This window comes from Psychrobacter sp. Marseille-P5312, assembly GCF_900291405.1.
Taxonomy (GTDB): domain Bacteria; phylum Pseudomonadota; class Gammaproteobacteria; order Pseudomonadales; family Moraxellaceae; genus Psychrobacter; species Psychrobacter celer.
In genome coordinates this window covers 953,987-972,633 of record NZ_OLML01000001.1, presented here as the reverse complement: position 1 = coordinate 972,633, position 18,647 = coordinate 953,987, and the positions used below count along the sequence as shown (strand labels likewise).

Sequence of the window (18,647 nt, the reverse complement as noted above, 5' to 3'; positions counted from 1 at the left end):
TTCTATACAATCGTTATAGACCAGCTATTAGACCAACACCTTTCAAGTATTGGATGTAAGAAATATAACGGAATTTTCTTTCCTTTTATTTGTAACAAGATGTTTCTAGTTTGAAAATTTAATTTCAAGTGCATATTATCACTAAAAAACTGTTCCTAGCAAAAGGTATCGAAGTCTCAAAGATAAAGCATGTTGCTTTTGATAAAAGCAACCAAGTTAATATATGTTATTGTATATTGATAACCGTTAAAATAGTATGGTACTTTTAACGAGTTCACATAACTCTTTGATGTTTAGCTAATTAATGGTAACTCACTATTGAAAGCAGCCGTCTGGTTTCAATTATAATAATAAGGATACAATGATGCTTTTAGAAAAGATTAAAACACCTGGGCTTTCACACCTCTCTTATTTAGTGGGTTCTGGGGGTCAGGCTGCGGTGATAGACCCGCGTCGTGACTGTGCGATATATGTAGAAAAGGCACGCGCAGCAGGACTTCAGATCACTCATATTTTTGAGACTCATCGTAATGAAGACTTGGTCTCTGGTGCACCAATTTTGGCAGAAATGACAGGAGCCACTGTATTACATGGCCCCAATCCAGAGAGACCGATTGTCTATGCTAAGACGGCGCGTAATGGTGATTGCTTTACTATTGGTCAACTTGAAATTCGCGTACTAGAAACGCCCGGTCATACTGATGATCACCTTGCCTATGCTCTGTTTGATACCGCCTATCCAGACAAAGCAGTTGGTGTCTTTACTGGCGACGCGCTATTTGTAGGAGATGTTGGTCGTACTGACTTCTATCCTGATCGCCGCAAAGAAGTTGCAGGCCTGCTTTATGACTCACTACAAGATATTCTAGCGCTTGGTGATCAAGCCATTATTTATCCTGCTCACGGTGCTGGATCAGTCTGTGGTTCGGGAATGGCAGAACGTGAGTTTTCTACCGTCGGCCACGAAAGATTGAACAATCCGCGTTTACAAATCACAGATCGTGATGACTTTATTGATTTTAAAGTGAGCGAAAACCATTACCAACCACCTTACTTTAGGCTAATGGAGCGACTGAATATGGAAGGTGGTGAAGCCCCACCAGTCGTTATGCGCCCTCGTAATCTTGCGCTTGCTCAACTTAATAGCTGCGGTGCCGATCATCTTATCGATATTCGTGAACCAATGGCTTATGCCTCAGGTCACCTGCATGGGTCTATGAGTCTACCTGTAAATATGCTTCCTGCATTTGCTGGTTGGTTTATTGAAGAAGGACAAAGTTTGGCATTGATTGCGTCTGATGAAGAGCAGCTTGCCACTGCGATGGAACATCTAGTACGAATCGCCCTCGACAATGTGGTGGGCGGCTATGTGGGTGTCGTTCCTGCTGCTGCTAAGGGTGAGCAGATGCAACAAACCCCTATGATCAATACGTCTGAGGTTGAAGACCGTCTAACTGAAGCTGAGAATTGGACATTGCTTGATGTACGCGATATCGACGAGAGAAATGCCAATGCAATTGAAGGGTCACAGCACATCTATGTCGGACATCTTAACGAGCGTTGGCATGAGCTTGACTCAAGTCGGCACTATACGTTGATGTGCGCCAGCGGTGCACGAGCGACAATAGCGGCAGGGTGGCTTGCCAGTCGTGGTTTTGAGCATATTGATATCTACCTAGGTTCAATGGGGGCATGGCAAGCCGCGCATGATTAAGATAGTAGACGTTATTCGAAATGTATGAGAGCAAGGAGCTGTTTTGCCAACGAACTCTATCTATACCGTGATTGAAAATCATTATTCAGAATGATAAAACATAGCGCCTATTTTGGGCGCTATTTTTTATTTAGAGTCGACTTGGTATATTCTTAGACCAACTAACGGCAATACATTACGCCTTATTCGAAACAGTAATGTGCGCTATACTTCCAAGCAAAACGAATTAATCGAACTATCATTGTTTACTATAACGATTAACAATTTTCCAGCGCGTTAAGGAATCATCAATGTCCGCCAGCACTACTGTTACCACCAACCAAATCAATCAAGACGATATCAACAAAGCCGTATGGAACGCCTGTGACACCTTCCGTGGCGTCATCAGCGCTGATACCTATAAAGACTTTATTTTGACCATGCTGTTTCTCAAGTATCTGTCTGACGTTTATCGCGATGAGTACAACAAACTGGTTGAGCAGTTCGGCGACAACCCAGAACTGATCCATGCCATGATGTCCAAGCAGCGTTTTGTCTTACCTGAGGGCGCAAGCTTTTGGGATCTATACGAGCAGCGTCATCAGCCGGGCAACGGTCAACGTATCGATGAGGCGCTACATGCGATTGAAGAAGCCAACGGTACTAAGCTTAAAAACGTCTTCCAAGATATCAGCTTTAACACCGATAAATTGGGTCAAGAAAAACAAAAGAACGAATTACTGCGTCATTTATTAGAAGACTTTGGTAAAGACATTCTTAATCTAAGCGTTGAGCGTGTTGGTAGCTTGGACGTGATTGGTAATGCCTACGAGTTTTTAATCAAGCATTTTGCCGCCAGTAGTGGGGCAACAGCTGGTGAGTTTTATACACCGCCCGAAGTATCGAACTTACTGGCGACTATCCTTGAGCCTATCGAAGGTGATGAGATCTGTGATCCTGCTTGTGGTTCGGGGTCACTACTCATTAAATGCGGGGCAATGGTTCGCAAAAACTCAAATTCCAAGAAGTATGCGCTATTCGGTCAAGAAGCCATTGGCTCGACGTGGGCATTGGCCAAGATGAATATGTTTTTGCATGGTGAGGACAATCACCGAATCGAGTGGGGCGATACCATCCGTAATCCGCTGCTCCTCGATAAAGACGGCAAGCATTTATTACAGTTCGATGTGGTGACGGCCAACCCGCCGTTTTCACTGGATAAATGGGGTCATGAAGATGCCAGCAGCGATCCCTATGGTCGCTTCCATCGCGGTGTGCCGCCCAAGACCAAGGGCGACTATGCCTTTATCAGTCATATGATCGAAACGCTGAAACCAAGCACTGGCAGAATGGGTGTGGTCGTGCCGCATGGCGTGCTGTTCCGTGCGTCAAGTGAAGGTAAAATCCGTCAGCAGCTTATTGAAGAAAACCTGCTCGATACGGTGATTGGCTTACCTGAAAAGCTGTTCTTTGGTACGGGTATTCCAGCCGCAATTCTCATCTTTAAAAAGAATAAGTCTGACGACAAAGTCCTGTTTATCGATGCCAGTAATGAATTTAAATCAGGTAAAAATCAAAACCAGCTCACAGATAGCAATATTGCTAAAGTCATTGAGACGTATAAAGCGCGGGAAAGCGTTGATAAATATGCGTATCTAGCGAGCTTTGATGAGATTAAAGAAAACGACTTTAACCTCAATATTCCCCGCTATGTCGATACCTTTGAAGAAGAAGCAGAGATTGATCTAGATGCGGTACGTTCTGAGCGTTTAGCGCTTAAAGCCGAGTTAAACCTGTTAGAGGAAGAGATGGCAGAGTTTTTAAAGGAGTTGGGTTATGCCTTATAGCTTACTAGAAGCTAAGCCGATCGAGGAGCTATGCAAAGTTGTTGATTGCGAACATAAAACAGCTCCATATGTTGATGAGTCAGATTATCTGGTAGTTAGAACGAGTAACATTCGTGATGGTCAGCTAGTTATGGAAAGTATGAAATATACTACTCTGGAAGGTTATAACGAGTGGACGTCTAGAGCTGTTCCAGAGTATGGAGATGTACTTTTTACTCGTGAAGCCCCAGCAGGAGAAAGCTGTTTAGTTCCTAGCGATACCAAGGTTTGTATGGGTCAAAGGATGGTGATGCTAAGACCTCATAAGTCCGAAGTCGATCCTGTGTTTTTATCTATGATTCTGAATACCAAAAGAACGAAAAATGATATTTATCGTCTTTCAATTGGTTCTACAGTTTCTAGAATTAATATTGCTGACATTAGAAAACTTAAAGTAGCTTCACCACCTCTTCCAGAACAACAAAAAATTGCCAAAATCCTAACCACTTGGGATAAAGCGATTAATGCCACTGAGCGTTTGATTGATAACAGCAAACAGCAGAAAAAATCCTTAATGCAGCAGTTGCTGACCGGTAAAAAGCGTTTGCTTGATGACAATGGTAAACGGTTTGAGGGTGAGTTTAATCAACATCGATTAAGTGAATTAGTTAATATTGATAAAAAATCTTTAGGGAAAAATACACCTGAAAACTATGAGTTTGAGTATATTTCTCTGTCAGATGTTTCAACTGGCACAATATCAAAATCATTAGAGCGTCACGTTTTTAGTTCTGCTCCTTCTCGTGCAAGAAGAATAGTAAAAGAAAACGATTTACTACTAGCAACAGTTCGTCCTAACTTAAAAGGATTCGCTAAAGCTAGAAAAGAGCATGATGGGTTTGTGGCTTCAACTGGCTTTGCAGTATTATCTGCTAAAAAAGATGTGTCAAGCGACTATGTTTATCATTATTTGTTTAGTCATCATCTAACAGGTCAGATAAATGCTTTGGTTGTTGGTTCCAATTATCCAGCAATTAACTCATCGGATGTAGGAAGCTTAAAAATACTGTGCCCACCACTCGAAGAACAACAAAAAATTGCCACCGTCTTAACCAATGCTGACAGAGAAATTGAGTTGCTTGAGCAGCAATTGGCTGATTTGCAGCAAGAGAAAAAGGCGCTAATGCAGGTGTTGTTGACGGGTAAGAAGCGGGTGGTGGTTGATGGGGAAAGCTGATATTAGGTAGAGTACGTTTCAGCCACCCTAGCGCATCTAAATAGTTTAGAATAAATGAAACGTTAATAGGAGCGGATAACATGATTGAAGTCACCGAAGCTGTAAAACTTGCTAGACAATTTGCGGTAGATTTGTTTGAAGGCGAGAACATCAAAAATCTAGGACTAGAAGAAGTCGTATTTGAAGAGTCTGACAATGAATGGCGAATTACTTTAGGCTATGACTCTCATCGAGTAAAAACGACGGAAACCACACCGAATCGTTTTTCAGCAATAAGTACGTTTGCGCCAAGTAATATAGAAAAAGAAACCTTACGCGAATATAAAACGTTTCGTATCGGTGCCGAAGATGGGGCTTTTAAAGGTATGTTAATACGTGATGTAGGTTAACAGTGACGCATTATTATATTGACAAGTCGAAACGAGTTTTGCTTGATGCCAATCTGTTAACGATGTATTTGGTGGCTCAGCTTGGCGATGGGGAAGTTGAAAAGTTTAGTCGTACACGAGCATACACGACAGCTGATGCTAAGATATTGGATAAGACTTTACTGGGTTTTAAATCTATTATTACTACGGCCCAAGTCTTGACAGAAACTGCGAATTTGCTCGATTGGTTCACAGGAAAAAAGCGGCAAGTACTATTTGGTTATCTGAGTCAGTTTGTTGTTACAGTCGATGAAAAGTATTTATCCGCTAAGCAAATCATACTTAGCCCTGCCTTTATTAAGCTAGGATTATCGGATGCTGCGTTATTTGATATTTGCCATTTAGATAAATGTGTCTTATTAACCGCCGATCTTGATTTATATGGGTTTGCAGCAGGGCATGGCATAGAAGCTATTAACTTTACCCATTTGCGAAAATATTTATAAAGAGGTTTATTGACACATTTTCAGTAATCAACTAATCTATACCCAACATAACCGCCACGCTTAGTGCCCTTTGGGTAACGCGCAACCTTGGCGGTTTTTCTTTGCCTTTTTTATGACATCTTTTATGGTGTTTGGGCTACAATCGATAAAACTAAACAAGCAACCAAACAAACGCTATGTATAAAGTTGGCAGATATGATCAACCCTAATTTTAATAAAAGCCTCAACTTCGCCGAAGAATTCAGCTCAAAAATTCCTGCCTTAACCTTACTTACTACACTCGGCTATGAGTTTATTCCACCTAACCAATGTAATGCCATGCGTAGCAATAAGCTGCTCGCTAATCAGGTGAATGCTAATAAAGCCACCAACCAAGTGGTGTTATTGCCCATCATGCGTGCGTTTTTGGCGCAGCAAACCTTTATGTTTGAAGGCAAACCGCATCATCTATCAGACAGCGCCACTGATAAGATCATGCATGAGCTAAACCCAGCTATGAACTTAGGCTTGCAGCTCGCCAATGAAAAGCTCTATAACGCCATGCTGTACGGCGTAACGGTGACGGAGTTTATCGACGGTAAAAGAACCGCGCAAACCATCAGTTTGATCGATTGGAATAATATCGATAATAATAGCTTTCACGTGACCGAAGAGTTTGTCGTACAAAATAGTGAAGGTACGAACAGTCGTAAACCTGATATCGTCTGTTTTGTAAATGGTCTACCGCTGGCAGTGATTGAAGCCAAACGTCCTGATTCCAGTAGAGAAGGGCAGTCGACCAATGCGCAAGCGGTGTCCCAGCATATTCGTAATCAAGGCCAAAAACAAATCCCGCATCTGTTTGCCTATAGCCAGTTATTGCTAGCGGTAAATGGTAATGACGGCTTATACGGTACGTGTAAAACGCCTGAGAAGTTTTGGGCAAAATGGGTTGAAGAGGAGATCCAAGAGCCTGAGTTTAACCGTCTAAAAAACCAAAAGCTCAGTGATGAGCAGCTTAGTCGCCTATTTGATCATCGTCCTGCCTCTATTACAGATGAATATAAGTCATTAGTTGATGGCGGTGATCTAGTCGTCACCGACCAAGACCGCTTAATCATCAGCTTATTACAGCCTGAGCGTCTGCTTGAGATAATGCGCCTGTTTACCTTGTTTGACAAAAAGGCTGGCAAAATTGTTGCCCGTTACCAGCAAGTCTTTGGTATCAAAGCGCTGATTGAACGTATCAGTACTTTTGACGAAAAGGGAAGCCGTGAGGGTGGTGTTATTTGGCATACCACAGGCAGTGGTAAATCTTTCACGATGGTTTTCTTCTCTAAAGCTTTGATTTGGTTAGAGGAGCTCGCGAAGTGTCGAATTATTGTCGTCACCGACCGTGTCGATCTTGAAACCCAGCTGAGCAATACCTTTAAGTCTGGTGGTGTCATCACCAGTAAACGCGATAGTCGTGACGCCATGGCAACTTCTGGTCGCCGTCTGGCCGAGCAAATCGGTCATGGTAATGAGCGCGTTATTTTCTCTATTATTAATAAGTTTGGTTCAGCCGTTAAGTATGATGAATGCTATAACGACAGCCCAAACATCATCGTTATGGTCGATGAAGGTCACCGTAGCCAAAACGGTGAGAACAATATTCGTATGGCACAAGCCCTGCCAAACGCGGCCTTTATTGCTTTTACGGGTACGCCACTGCTTAAAGACGATAAGACCGAAAACAAATTCGGTAGCATCATTCACTCTTATACCATGCAGCAAGCAGTCAAAGACAAAACCGTCACGCCACTGTTATACGAAGAGCGTATCCCTGAGCTCAATACCAATGACCAAGCAATAGATAGCTGGTTTGACCGTATTACCCAAAAGCTTACCGACGATCAAAAGAGTGATCTCAAGCGTAAGTTCTCGCAGAAAGGTCAAATCTATCAGGTTGAGGGTCGTATCGAGCTGATCGCTCATGACATCTCCGATCACTTCCAAAACTTTAAACAGCAGCATTTAAAAGGTCAGTTGGCTTGTGACTCTAAAGCCTCAGCTATCCGCTATAAAATGGCATTAGATAAGATTGGCAAAGTGACCTCAGTAGTCGCCATGTCACCACCTGATACCCGTGAAGGGCACGATACGGTCGATGGTGAATCAAAAGACATCGTACAAAGATGGTGGCAAGATAATGTCGCCGCGGACTTCGGCGGTGATGAAAAAGCGTATACCAAAGCCATTATAGAAGCCTTTAGTCAGGACGATGGTCCTGACATTATGATTGTCGTTGATAAGCTATTAACGGGCTTTGATGAGCCAAAGAACACCGTTTTATATATTGATAAGCCTTTAAAGCAGCATAACCTCATTCAGGCGATTGCACGCGTGAACCGCTTGCATGAGAAGAAACGTTTTGGTTATCTGATTGATTATCGTGGCATCCTAAAAGAGCTGGATATCACCATTGAGAAATATCAAGACTTAGCGGAACGTACGCAAGGTGGCTTTGATATCGAAGACCTCAAAGGTCTGTATAACGCCATGGATACTGAGTACAAGCAGCTGCCAAGACTACATAGCGAGCTGTGGGCTATCTTTTCATCGGTAAAAAACAAACAGGATGGGCAAGCGCTAAGGCAAGTGCTAGCACCTAAGATGCAGGATATCGATGGCAGAGTAGTCGATACCAAGCTTAAAGAACGTGATGACTTTTATGCTGCTTTGACCGAGTTTTCTAACGCCATGAAGATTGCGCTGCAATCAGCATCTTTCTTTGCAGATAAATCATTTGATAGCAAGCGTGATCGCTACAAAGCCGATCTAAAAGCCTTTATCAATCTACGTAAGCAAGTCCGTGAAGATGCTGATGAAACCATCGACTATGATGAGTATGAAGCGGATATTCGTAGCTTACTTGATAAGCACATTGCAGGGCTTGAGGTTAAAGAGGCGAAAGGGGCTTACTTGGTCGGCAATTTAGGCAAGGATGTTAAGCCCGAAGCGCTCAGTGATGATGAAGCACGCAACCAAACCGATAAAATTACAGGTCGTGTGACTAAGATGATTGAGCAAGATTTGGCTGATGATCCGTATGCGCAAGAGTACTTCTCTAAGCTCCTAAAAAAAGCCATTGAAGAAGCTAAAGCGATGTTCGATGCACCCGTGAAGCAGTACATGATGTTTGCTGACTTTGAGCAGGCCGTCAAAGACCGCGATGTTGCTGATGTACCGAATGAATTTATCGATGACAATGGCAAATTAAATAAACATGCTCAGGCTTATTTTGGTTTGTTTAAGCATTTATTTGACGCTGATTTCTTAGCGGATAAAGAGCTAGATAATGACAAGCTGGTCGCTTACGCCTTTGAGATTGATGAAGTAGTCAAAACGAATGTGGCGGAATATTCCATCAATGCCAGTGAAATTGAAAATGCGATTAATAGACGATTATTGCCAATGCTGTTTGCTGACTTGGGTATTGATAAAGCGCAACAGCTCATTGAAGAGGTGCTAAAGATTACCCGACTTGGGCTGTCGAGAGAGACAAGTAGCCCACGAGCAGCAAGAGGGTAGTAGGCAATGACTGAGACAGGCAACTTTTATTATGGTGAAGATAAGATCCATTATGAAGTCGTGCGTAAAGACACAAAAAATAAATCTAGAAGCGATACGCTTATTAACGAAAAGAGCAAACCTCGCAAAGTGGTCATCAAGGTACATCCTGATCAGCGTGTAGTCGCCACAGCGCCTGTTGATGCCAGTGACGAGATAATACATGACGCCATGATGAAGCGTGCTCGCTGGATATGGCAAAGCCTACAAGAATTTGCAAAGCAACAAGATCACGTATTGCCTAAACGTTATATCAGTGGTGAGACCCAGTTTTATCTGGGTCGTCGTTATGTGTTAAAAGTGATAACCGATGCAAAAACTAACGATGTGATAAACAGTACGGTGAAGCTCAGTCGCGGTAAGTTACATGTAGAATTGTCTCAAAATGATTCTGAATTAGACGCTGAAAAACGAGCGATTCTCGTGAAAAGCTTGATTGATAAATGGTATAAAGATAAATTTACGTCGGTCTCTAGAGAGAGGCTTGAGGCCTTGATATATAAGGCCTCATGGGTAAAAAATAATCCTTCATTGAAGTTAATAGTAATGAAAAAACAATGGGGAAGCTGCTCAAATAAAGGTAATTTAATCCTCAATCCGCACTTAGTCAAAGCACCAAAAGAATGCATTGATTATGTGATATTACATGAGCTGTGTCATATCGCTGAGCACAATCATAGTGAGCATTTTTGGCGCTTATTAACTCAAGTCATGCCGCATTGGAAAGAGGTGAAAGCTAGGCTCGACGGGATGGCTGAGCTTTACTTGAATGAGTAAAATTTGGAGCTAGGTAGTTTAAGATGGTTCTTTGGAAAAGTATCAGCCTCCGATATACTCGAGGCGCTTCACATAGTAAAATAGCCCATCTACTTATTAGATGGGCTATTTTATTACTTTTATTGAGTTTTTGCCTTAACTGACTGGCATTAATCAATTGACAGGGCTTTTTTTTATCGAATGACCACCATTAAAGGGATCTATTTGTTGATTGGACTATCAGGTTGATAGTTAGCGTCTGAAGGTTTGGCGAAAGTTAACTTCACAACCTGCCAAGCCACACAGACAGCACCAATGATAAATACCACGTCGCCGAAGGTACGGATCCATCTTAGCGTCACTAGGAAGTCTTGTTGTAAGAAGCCTTCACTGCGCGCATACCATAGACCCTCAGTGATTGAAGCATGAGCTTGGAAAATACCGATTGGTAATAAACTGGTGGCAATCATTAATACCAAGCCTAGGTTTAGCATCCAGAAGCCTGTTTTCATAAGCTTATCACTGAACACGTAATCAGGGCGAATATAGCGCATAACCAGTAATACAAAGCCTAGCGCTAAGAAGCCATAAACCCCAAATAAAGCTGCATGTGAGTGAACGGCTGTGGTATTTAACCCTTGTAAGTAGAATAGAGACACAGGAGGGTTAATCATAAATCCAAATACACCTGCGCCTAGCATATTCCAGAAAGCCACGGCAACGAAACACATGATTGGCCATTTAAGTTTCTGCATCCAAGGAGACTTGTGCTGCATAGACCATTGATCATAACCTTCATAACCAAGTACGATTAAAGGAACCACCTCTAAAGCACTGAATGAAGCCCCAATGGCCATAACGGGCGTGGTGGTACCTGAGAAATATAAATGGTGGAATGTACCAGGTACGCCACCTAATAAGAATAAAGCTGCTGAAGCGATAGAAGAGGCAGTAGCAATTTTTTTATTTACTAAGCCTAAGTTATAGAAAATAAAGGCCAATGATACCGTAGCGAATACTTCGAAAAAGCCTTCAACCCATAAGTGAACTACCCACCAGCGCCAGTATTCCATAATGGTTAAATGAGTACGTTCGCCGTAGAATAAACCACTACCGTAGAATAAACCGACACAAACCACAGAGGCGAAGAAGATAGCCAGTAGGTTGTTATCTCCCTTGTTTTTAAAGGCAGGCATAATGCCACGAGACATCAATACGAGCCAGATTAAAATACCTACCCATTTTAAGATTTGCCAGAAGCGGCCTAAGTCGATGAACTCATAACCTTGGTGACCAAACCAGAAGTTATATTTGGCTGGCATGATTTCAGCAAGGGCAAAATATTGGCTAGCAAAAGAGCCCACACAAACAATGATTAAAGCAACCCAAAGGATATCAACGCCTAGCTTTTGGAATTTAGGGTCCTTACCCCCGTTAATAATTGGGGTTAAGAACAAGCCAGCCATTAAGAAGGCAGTAGCGATCCAGAATAGGGCGGATTGAATGTGCCAAGTACGCACTAAAGCATAAGGGAAGTAGTCCGCTACGGGTATGCCATAGAAGTTTTGACCTTCTACAGTATAGTGTGCAACGAAACCACCAATAAACACTTGGAAAACAAATAGAGCAACTACCAAGAAGCCATATTTTGCTAAGGCTTTTTGAGAAGGAGTTAAAGCTATTTTAGTGAGAGGGTCCGCATCAGGAGTAACCACTTTAGGCTCAAGATCATCCTCTTTACGTAAGAATGCCCAACCCCAAATTAATAGACCCACACCAGCAATTAAGAACACCACACTGGCAACTGACCACATGATATTTTCAGTGGTAGGCTTATTATCGATAATAGGTTCATGAGGCCAGTTGTTGGTATAAGTAGCCTCAGTACCGGGGCGTTCTGCTGAGGCGACCCAAGTGGTCCAGAAGAAAAAGTTGGTTAACCGCTGTCTCGATTCTTCGCTAGTAATGGTATTGTTTTTCATCGCAAAGTTTTCACGCGATTTTTGTAGTGCCGGATCATCTCCGTATAGACCAATATAGTAAGGCGCAACTTCATTCATTGCTTCAATACGGGTCTGTGACAACACAACAGTATTGGTGTCATCAACGCTACTGCCGCGATATTCTTTTTTGACCTGTGCATCTAGTACTGCTTTTTGATCGTCAGTGGTGGCGTCATAATCAACCCCGTATAGCTCGTTGGACTTGATATCTAGCCAAGCTACCAACTCTCTATGTAGCCAGTCTGCGGTCCAGTCTGGTGCTTGATAAGCCCCATGGCCTAGTACCGAGCCCAATTGTTGTCCCCCGGTACGTTGCCAAGCAGATTGGCCGTCTAAAATGTCGTCTTTGGTCATAATAACCTGACCGTTACGGTCTACAAACTGGTCAGGAATAGGGGGCGCTGTGCGATAAATTTCAACTCCGCCCCAGCCTAAGAAAGAGAAGGTGACAATTAGGATGGCGATCAAACCCCACCAGTACTTTTTGTACTCACCCATAGCATACTCCTAAAGAAATTTTAAACATATATATAAAATGAGTGTTTAAGGTTAAAGTTGGGTCTCAATAGCCCTTAATACTCAATAACCTTAGCCTTTAATACTTAAGTATTTCAAAAATCGGTCAATAATTTCCCCTATATCATGAAAATAATATCCTCAAAAATAGAGAGTAGGGTAAGTCATTAAGCCTTTACTAACGATTTTTGGGGATTATAACATTCATTCTAAATGAATGTTAATGGTTGTTTTTTAACTTAATCGTCTAGAGTGTCATGACCCTTTTAGAATTAAGGTTTACAGCAGAAAAATATTTTTTGTACTTTGCTTAATTATTGTTGTTAGGTAAGCGGTAAGTAAAAAATCACACCTTAAAAATTGATATTGTAATTTTTGTAATTATCCAGTAATATTCGCAATTAATGTAAATGATAACTATTCTTATTATTATTTACATTAAGAAAATAAAAACTTTCTCTGCACACGACAAAAAAACAAAAAAGTCTGTTAAAGCAAAGGCATAATAGTAATTTTTAAGACGAATCAGACCATGCCAAACTTTAACAGACTTAGTGAAACTTTAACTCAAAACCTGAGTATGAACAAGGCAAGAATCAATTGTTTCAGGGCAATCGCACTACAAATCGATTTTAGCTACATTTTAATTAATTATTGACCTTTTACAGATGTTATCACCAATTTTCAGTCGCAAATAACAAAAACACGAGATATATAAAAATATTTTAGTTATAGTCTCTAACTATTTAGTAACTTTTATTTAGATAAACTAATCTAAAGCGGCTATTTTCTATAGTGCGATTGCCCTGCAATTGTTTGAGCCTAATGATAATAGCCCTGATTACTGCTCAAAGCAGTAATCTTAAAAAAAATAGCAAGACACCTCCCTAAGGGTGGCAAGACCGACAGTCACTATCGCAGACTACAGCGATTTTTTGCCGAAGCGAGGATAGACTACGATCAATTAGCTTTAATGATATATCGACTATTTGGACTAGGCAAAGTCACCTTAACCATTGACCGCACCAACTGGAAATGGGGTAAAAGTAACCTCAACATCTTTATGTTAGGGGTGGTATATAAAGGGATAGCCATCCCCTTATACTGGCAAATGCTAGATAAGCGAGGTAATACAAACCATCTTGAACGCTGTGAACTTATTGAGCGGTTTATCAAACAATTTGGCAAAGATAACCTTGAGATGATAGTAGCAGACAGAGAGTTTGTTGGCGAAAAATGGTTTAACTGGCTCACCAATAATCACATACCCTTTGCCATACGGATTAAGAAGAACAGTAAAGTTAAGAATCATCATGGCAAGTTGGTACAGATTAAAGAGTTATTACGCCATGTTAGCCATCAAGAAACATATCGACATGGACGAATACTGACTGTCGATGGTTGTTTGGTTCGAGTATTTGCCAAGCGTGATAAAGACTATGGTTTAGTGATTGTCGCAACCAATCAACTAGAAACAGTGGATGCGATGACAAGCTATGCTAAGCGTTGGGAGATTGAGACTTTATTTGCTTGTCTAAAGGGCCGTGGCTTTAATCTTGAAGATACCCACTTAACCCATCTTGATCGGGTCAGTAAATTAGTCGCAGTGAACGCCTTAGCATTTTGTTGGGCTTATCATGTCGGTATTTATAAAGACAAAGATAAGCCGTTAAAGCGCAAGTTAAAGTCAAACGCTCGACCTCAAGCCAGTTTGTTTGCGCTTGGCCTGGATGTGTTGATTGAGGGCCTTCACTTGGTGTTCTTTAACAATGATAAGACTGTATTTCGACAGTTAGTTAGCTTTTTAACCCCTAAACCTATGAAAATCGGGTGGGGATAATTTTTTTGTCGTGTGCAGAGTAAATTTTTAAATAGTTATTTAAAACCTCACTTATAAGTGAGGTTTTTTATAGCGGCCTATTTTCGTTGCAACCTAGTGAGCTCTAGCAGCTATCTTATCATTCAACCATTCTGCAATTTCACCCTCAACCCATGCTACACGACCTTTTGAAAGCTTTACTTGAATAGGGAAAGTAGGATCGTAACGGTCTGATCTTTTATCGAGCATATCGTAAATCGTTGTGCTACTAAGGCCCGTATAGTATACGACTTGCTTGAGTGGTAGCATGCGCGGTATTTGCATCATGCTAGGGTTTGATACGTTTTGTTGTGTTTTTGCATTTAAATTTTCCATGAATATCTCCTTGTGAATGAATGAGAATCTTTCTTCTCATACAGTTAGGGAGTCCTATATTTTTTTACGGCATCCTATACAGTCCGTCCTCTAGTCTTGTTTGAAGCAATAAAAAAAAGAGCTGAATGATCAGCTCCTTCTTATGTCACATCTCTAGCCCGATGGTTTTAGCTCACTGCTGTCACGCTTTTTCGTAAGCCTTGCTCAATACTGGTCACGTTCTGTGCGGCTAACCCATTCTGATAATTCCCTTGCTGAGTACGACTCACATCCTCTGTCTCCACGGGATAAAACTCTTCGACCACATCAAGTAGACCATCGCTATCAACCTCAAAGCACGAATTGCTATAACCGCCCTTAGCCGCTTCCTCTAATGCGGCTTGATCAAAGCCGTGTTCGCTCAGTTCATTATCAATCGCTCTGGCATGTTGTACCGCGTCTTTAAGCGTCACCCCATCACGCAATGTTAAATCGACAAAGTAAATCGGTGTTCGATAGCTTTGCGTGGTGCTTTTACCTCTTAGCGTGAGTTGCAGTGGCAAACACGACAGCTTATTGCCTGATACTGCTGCAAAATAGCTCAGCCGTGCTGCAAGCGTTCTAATGCTATTAAAGCCTGTAGTGCGAAAGATAAACGTACCAAGCTCATCGTCTTCACTGAGATTAACGTACAAGCGACCATATGGCTTACACGCGCCACCTTGCGCTAATGGGCAACGGTCTGGTGATAGGCATGGCAGTGTTTCCACGCCATTGCTTGTGCGGCGCTGACACTGCTCACCGTCACCCACGCATAACGGTCTGCCCGTTTGCCTATCAAATAGCGTGTACTCAGCTCGTAGGTTTAATTCAGGATCATTGAATAACATACGAACGGGAATTTGCCTCAATTTACCGTCATTATTTGCACGTAGCTTTTCGTCTAGTGGATGATTGATCCAGCCGTCTTTATTTTGAACTTGGCTGGTGATGGTGAATTGATCGTCTTTGGCAGGAAGACGCTTGCCGTCCTTTTGAATGACCCGTCCAATGCTGATACGACCTAATACTGGTGGGGTTATGGTAAGACCTTTAATCATGGTGATATTCCTTATATGTTTTAGTTAGCCATAAAAAGCCCACCGATTAGGGTGGGCTGTTATGTGCTTACTTTAATTGATTATCTTTGATCGGTTGATGAATGTATTGAGGGTTAAGTGATTGATGGCTTAATCGTTTAAGACCACAAAGCGTCTGCTACCTTGACGGGTTTTGCTAAACTTCGTAAGTAGCTCAGGATGGGCTTTGATAACGGCCTTGCTATCAAGACTCACACTGTCTTTGGAGCGCTTCCATGAAATTGCCCCTTTCTCGAATATGGCTACCTCATTATCAGCAATCAGTGTTTGCAGCTGATGCTTTACTTTGTCATGACGCTGCTCTAGCTCTTGCATATAGTCACGGTAGCTCAGCAATTGCTCAAACAGTTTATTAGCCCCATCGTCATCTCGTAGATCAACCTTGCTTGACTCCTTAGGGGTTGGATAAAGCAGCTTTAGGGCTTTGGCTGCAGATTCTGAATGATCAGGGGTTGGCGGGGTGTCGGTCTGCACGTATTGCCAGAACAAACGCTCATGCTCGATGATGCTTGCGATCAACTTTTCATCGCGCTCAACCTTATAAATCTTAGCCTCGTGACCACAAAGCAGCACGCAGATGTGCGCTGCCTGCTTACCCGTCACCGCCAGCTGATGCTGAACTTGGCAGGTGACATAGAGCGGAACACCATCCTTCCAAAGTTTGGCACCATGTTCACCAGCGGTTTTGCACTCTAAGATTTGTACCTCCTCACTACCAGTAATGGCATAGTCTAAATTTGCTAGCATGAATGGCTGCTCAGGATGTTGCAAGATAGCGTTCACACGCCTTACCTTATTGCCTGTATGTTCTTGATAGTATTTAGCCACCATTGGCTCTAGCGTGTTACCCCAGTAAAGAGGTGAGTAGCCCTCTAAGCTTTCATCGATGCTTGATTCCATGCGTCCTGTCTTAATCATCCATAGCTCAAGCATCGATAGATACGGATGGATACCACAAGCGGCAGCAGCGTCACTACTGCCGATACCTTGCTTGCGAACAGCTAGCCACTCTTCACGACTTAAGTTTTTGGTGTTGACCAAACGCTTAGCCGTGCTTGATTGATTAGCAGACGGCTTAACGGTTTTATTTTCAGCCTTAGGCTTTGGCATCTCTGCGCTATTATGCCGAGCCTTTAATGTAGTCTTACCCTTAACAGTGGCACGCTTAACTCTTGGCTGAGTCGTTGTATTATTTAATGCGATCATGTTCATAATGAACTCCTTCGTTAGATTTATTATTGGTAATTAGTTAATTCAAATAACCTTGCTGACGGCATAAAAAAACCACGCTCAAAGGCGTGGTTGATTCATCAAGTAAACAAAGTCATTAAGAGATTAGGCAATTAAGCGCAGCGCTTCATCCAAGCTTTTATCTTTGAGCTTTGCTCCGGCACCAAACCAAGCTGAATCAAGACGATGGTCCCTCGACATAGCACGGCGTTCATGATCGACAAACTCTGTCATAGCAGACAGCAGGCCATAAGCCGTGTCTTTAGCAGAGTCTAGATCAGCACCGCGACCCTGACCGTTAAACATCGTCATCACTTGATTCATGGCACGAGCATTCGGAACCGCTTCTTTCTCCTTCTTAGCCGTATTAAATAAAATGAGACCATCATCTTTCACATCGTTAAACACCCGATTTAAATAATTGGCGGCTTCTGCTTGCGTCACTCGTCTATTGGTGAGCTGCTTCATCTCATAGTTGAAGTCATCCCACTGGCTAACAGATACGCCTAGTTGCTGTTTGACTTTGTCGGCATCAAAGGTGGTGCTATGCGGTACTTTGACCACGCCGCCGCTACCATCAGCCAGACTGATTGCTAAGGTGTTATTACACACCACACGGATATTGGTGAACTGTGCTGTGGTCGCAAGTGTACCATCGCAAGCGGTTGCAAGGAGCAAATAGCCATGACTGACATCACCGCCTTTGAGTGTTGCGGATTGGCCGGTACGAGCAAGAGCCCAGAACTTACGACCACCTTTTAAGACGCCTGCGGTTTCTAATTCAAAGTCTGCTTGTTCCGTCAGGTCCCGATAAAACTCTAAGATCTCACTCGGTTGTACTTCTTGATAGCGTTGACTGACCACTGATAATGCCTCTAGGTTATCTGAGCGATACAACACTTTATTGCTGTCAAACGGCATGATGAGGTTTTGACCTTTATCGTTGGTTGCCATGTAGCTGACGTCTGAGGATTCAATACGCCAGTCCATACCTGCCTCTTTAGCCCATACCTCTATAGGCTGCTTAGGGGACAACTCTTGTCCTAGTCCATGCCAGGGGGTGTCACCGACGTACGCCATAGATTCGAGTAAATGTGCCATAAGAATATTTCCTTTTATTGTTGAATAAAATAAGTGGTTTAACTGATTTCATGCTTTAAGGCATGAATCATCGAGTAATTAAATAAATGAGAGCGTTAGATGCTAAAGCTATGCTGACAGGTACTGCATAAATAGCGCGGCAGGACAGCCGCTCTAATGAGTGGCGGCTGCATCAGCCTTTGTTGTGCCAGATTAATAACGGTGGCAATGGCGCTGCCTGCGACCATACCAATCACAGGGTTAATCTTGTAGTACTTGCAGACACCAACGCCAAGACTGACTAACAGCTTTGGTGACAGCACATGCTCTGAAATGCTTTGCATACTGGTATCTATATTTTCGATGACATGAGAAGAGTGACAGTTGGGACAGATAGGTTTCATAGTACCTCTTTGATAATGGCGCATAAAAAAGGCCTGCTTTATAGCAGGCCTTGATGATACGTTTAGGGTTAGATTGATAAGGCAACGATGACATCGATGCTCATCTCATGGCGATACTGTATATC

Annotated in this window: 14 protein-coding genes; 8 read left to right on the top strand and 6 right to left on the bottom strand. The window is 42.4% G+C overall.

Annotated elements, in window-relative coordinates; genetic code table 11:
- Window positions 1–361 precede the first annotated feature (361 nt).
- The 7 genes from C6W44_RS04200 to C6W44_RS04170 all read left to right on the top strand — a co-directional run bounded on the left by C6W44_RS04200 (window position 362) and on the right by C6W44_RS04170 (window position 9,998).
- Window positions 362–1,714 (top strand): MBL fold metallo-hydrolase, encoded by a 1,353-nt coding sequence (locus C6W44_RS04200; protein ID WP_264755606.1) that lies wholly within the window; start codon window positions 362–364, stop codon window positions 1,712–1,714.
- A 290-nt stretch (window positions 1,715–2,004) separates the two neighbouring features.
- Entirely contained in the window at window positions 2,005–3,540 is a 1,536-nt protein-coding gene (locus tag C6W44_RS04195) for a type I restriction-modification system subunit M (RefSeq protein WP_105244348.1), read from the top strand.
- Window positions 3,530–4,756: a restriction endonuclease subunit S gene (locus C6W44_RS04190; RefSeq protein WP_105244347.1), complete on the top strand. Its 1,227-nt coding sequence runs from the start codon at window positions 3,530–3,532 to the stop codon at window positions 4,754–4,756. The genes C6W44_RS04195 and C6W44_RS04190 overlap by 11 nt, the downstream gene beginning before the upstream one ends.
- Window positions 4,757–4,836: 80 nt before the next feature.
- The gene (locus tag C6W44_RS04185; protein ID WP_105244346.1) at window positions 4,837–5,145 is read left to right on the top strand and encodes a hypothetical protein; all 309 of its coding nucleotides are present in this window, start codon (window positions 4,837–4,839) and stop codon (window positions 5,143–5,145) included.
- Between the two features lie 2 nt (window positions 5,146–5,147).
- The gene (locus C6W44_RS04180; protein WP_105244345.1) at window positions 5,148–5,630 is read left to right on the top strand and encodes a hypothetical protein; all 483 of its coding nucleotides are present in this window, start codon (window positions 5,148–5,150) and stop codon (window positions 5,628–5,630) included.
- A 195-nt stretch (window positions 5,631–5,825) separates the two neighbouring features.
- Window positions 5,826–9,182 (top strand): type I restriction endonuclease subunit R, encoded by a 3,357-nt coding sequence (locus C6W44_RS04175; RefSeq protein ID WP_105246446.1) that lies wholly within the window; start codon window positions 5,826–5,828, stop codon window positions 9,180–9,182.
- 6 nt (window positions 9,183–9,188) lie between these two features.
- The gene (locus C6W44_RS04170; RefSeq protein ID WP_105244344.1) at window positions 9,189–9,998 is read left to right on the top strand and encodes a M48 family metallopeptidase; all 810 of its coding nucleotides are present in this window, start codon (window positions 9,189–9,191) and stop codon (window positions 9,996–9,998) included.
- Window positions 9,999–10,198: 200 nt separating this feature from the next.
- On the opposite strand, the gene C6W44_RS04165 is transcribed toward C6W44_RS04170, so the two are convergent.
- Window positions 10,199–12,478, bottom strand: a complete 2,280-nt coding sequence (locus C6W44_RS04165; protein ID WP_105244343.1) for a nitric-oxide reductase large subunit — start codon at window positions 12,476–12,478, stop codon at window positions 10,199–10,201.
- A gap of 862 nt (window positions 12,479–13,340) precedes the next feature.
- Between C6W44_RS04165 and C6W44_RS04160 the strand changes: the two genes are divergently transcribed.
- Window positions 13,341–14,336 (top strand): IS4 family transposase, encoded by a 996-nt coding sequence (locus tag C6W44_RS04160; RefSeq protein WP_145958783.1) that lies wholly within the window; start codon window positions 13,341–13,343, stop codon window positions 14,334–14,336.
- A gap of 93 nt (window positions 14,337–14,429) precedes the next feature.
- On the opposite strand, the gene C6W44_RS04155 is transcribed toward C6W44_RS04160, so the two are convergent.
- The 5 genes from C6W44_RS04155 to C6W44_RS04135 all read right to left on the bottom strand — a co-directional run bounded on the left by C6W44_RS04155 (window position 14,430) and on the right by C6W44_RS04135 (window position 18,522).
- Window positions 14,430–14,690: a helix-turn-helix transcriptional regulator gene (locus C6W44_RS04155; RefSeq protein ID WP_105244342.1), complete on the bottom strand. Its 261-nt coding sequence runs from the start codon at window positions 14,688–14,690 to the stop codon at window positions 14,430–14,432.
- 167 nt (window positions 14,691–14,857) lie between these two features.
- Window positions 14,858–15,769, bottom strand: a complete 912-nt coding sequence (locus C6W44_RS04150) for a hydrolase or metal-binding protein (protein ID WP_105244341.1) — start codon at window positions 15,767–15,769, stop codon at window positions 14,858–14,860.
- Between the two features lie 129 nt (window positions 15,770–15,898).
- Complete coding sequence (locus tag C6W44_RS04145) at window positions 15,899–16,918, bottom strand: YqaJ viral recombinase family protein (protein WP_227526464.1); 1,020 nt, start codon at window positions 16,916–16,918, stop codon at window positions 15,899–15,901.
- Window positions 16,919–17,143: 225 nt separating this feature from the next.
- A complete protein-coding gene (locus tag C6W44_RS04140; protein WP_105244339.1) occupies window positions 17,144–18,139 on the bottom strand; it encodes a DUF932 domain-containing protein in 996 nt (331 codons plus the stop codon).
- Between the two features lie 95 nt (window positions 18,140–18,234).
- On the bottom strand, window positions 18,235–18,522 hold the full coding sequence (locus C6W44_RS04135; RefSeq protein WP_105244338.1) for a hypothetical protein: 288 nt from the start codon (window positions 18,520–18,522) through the stop codon (window positions 18,235–18,237).
- Window positions 18,523–18,647: the final 125 nt, after the last annotated feature.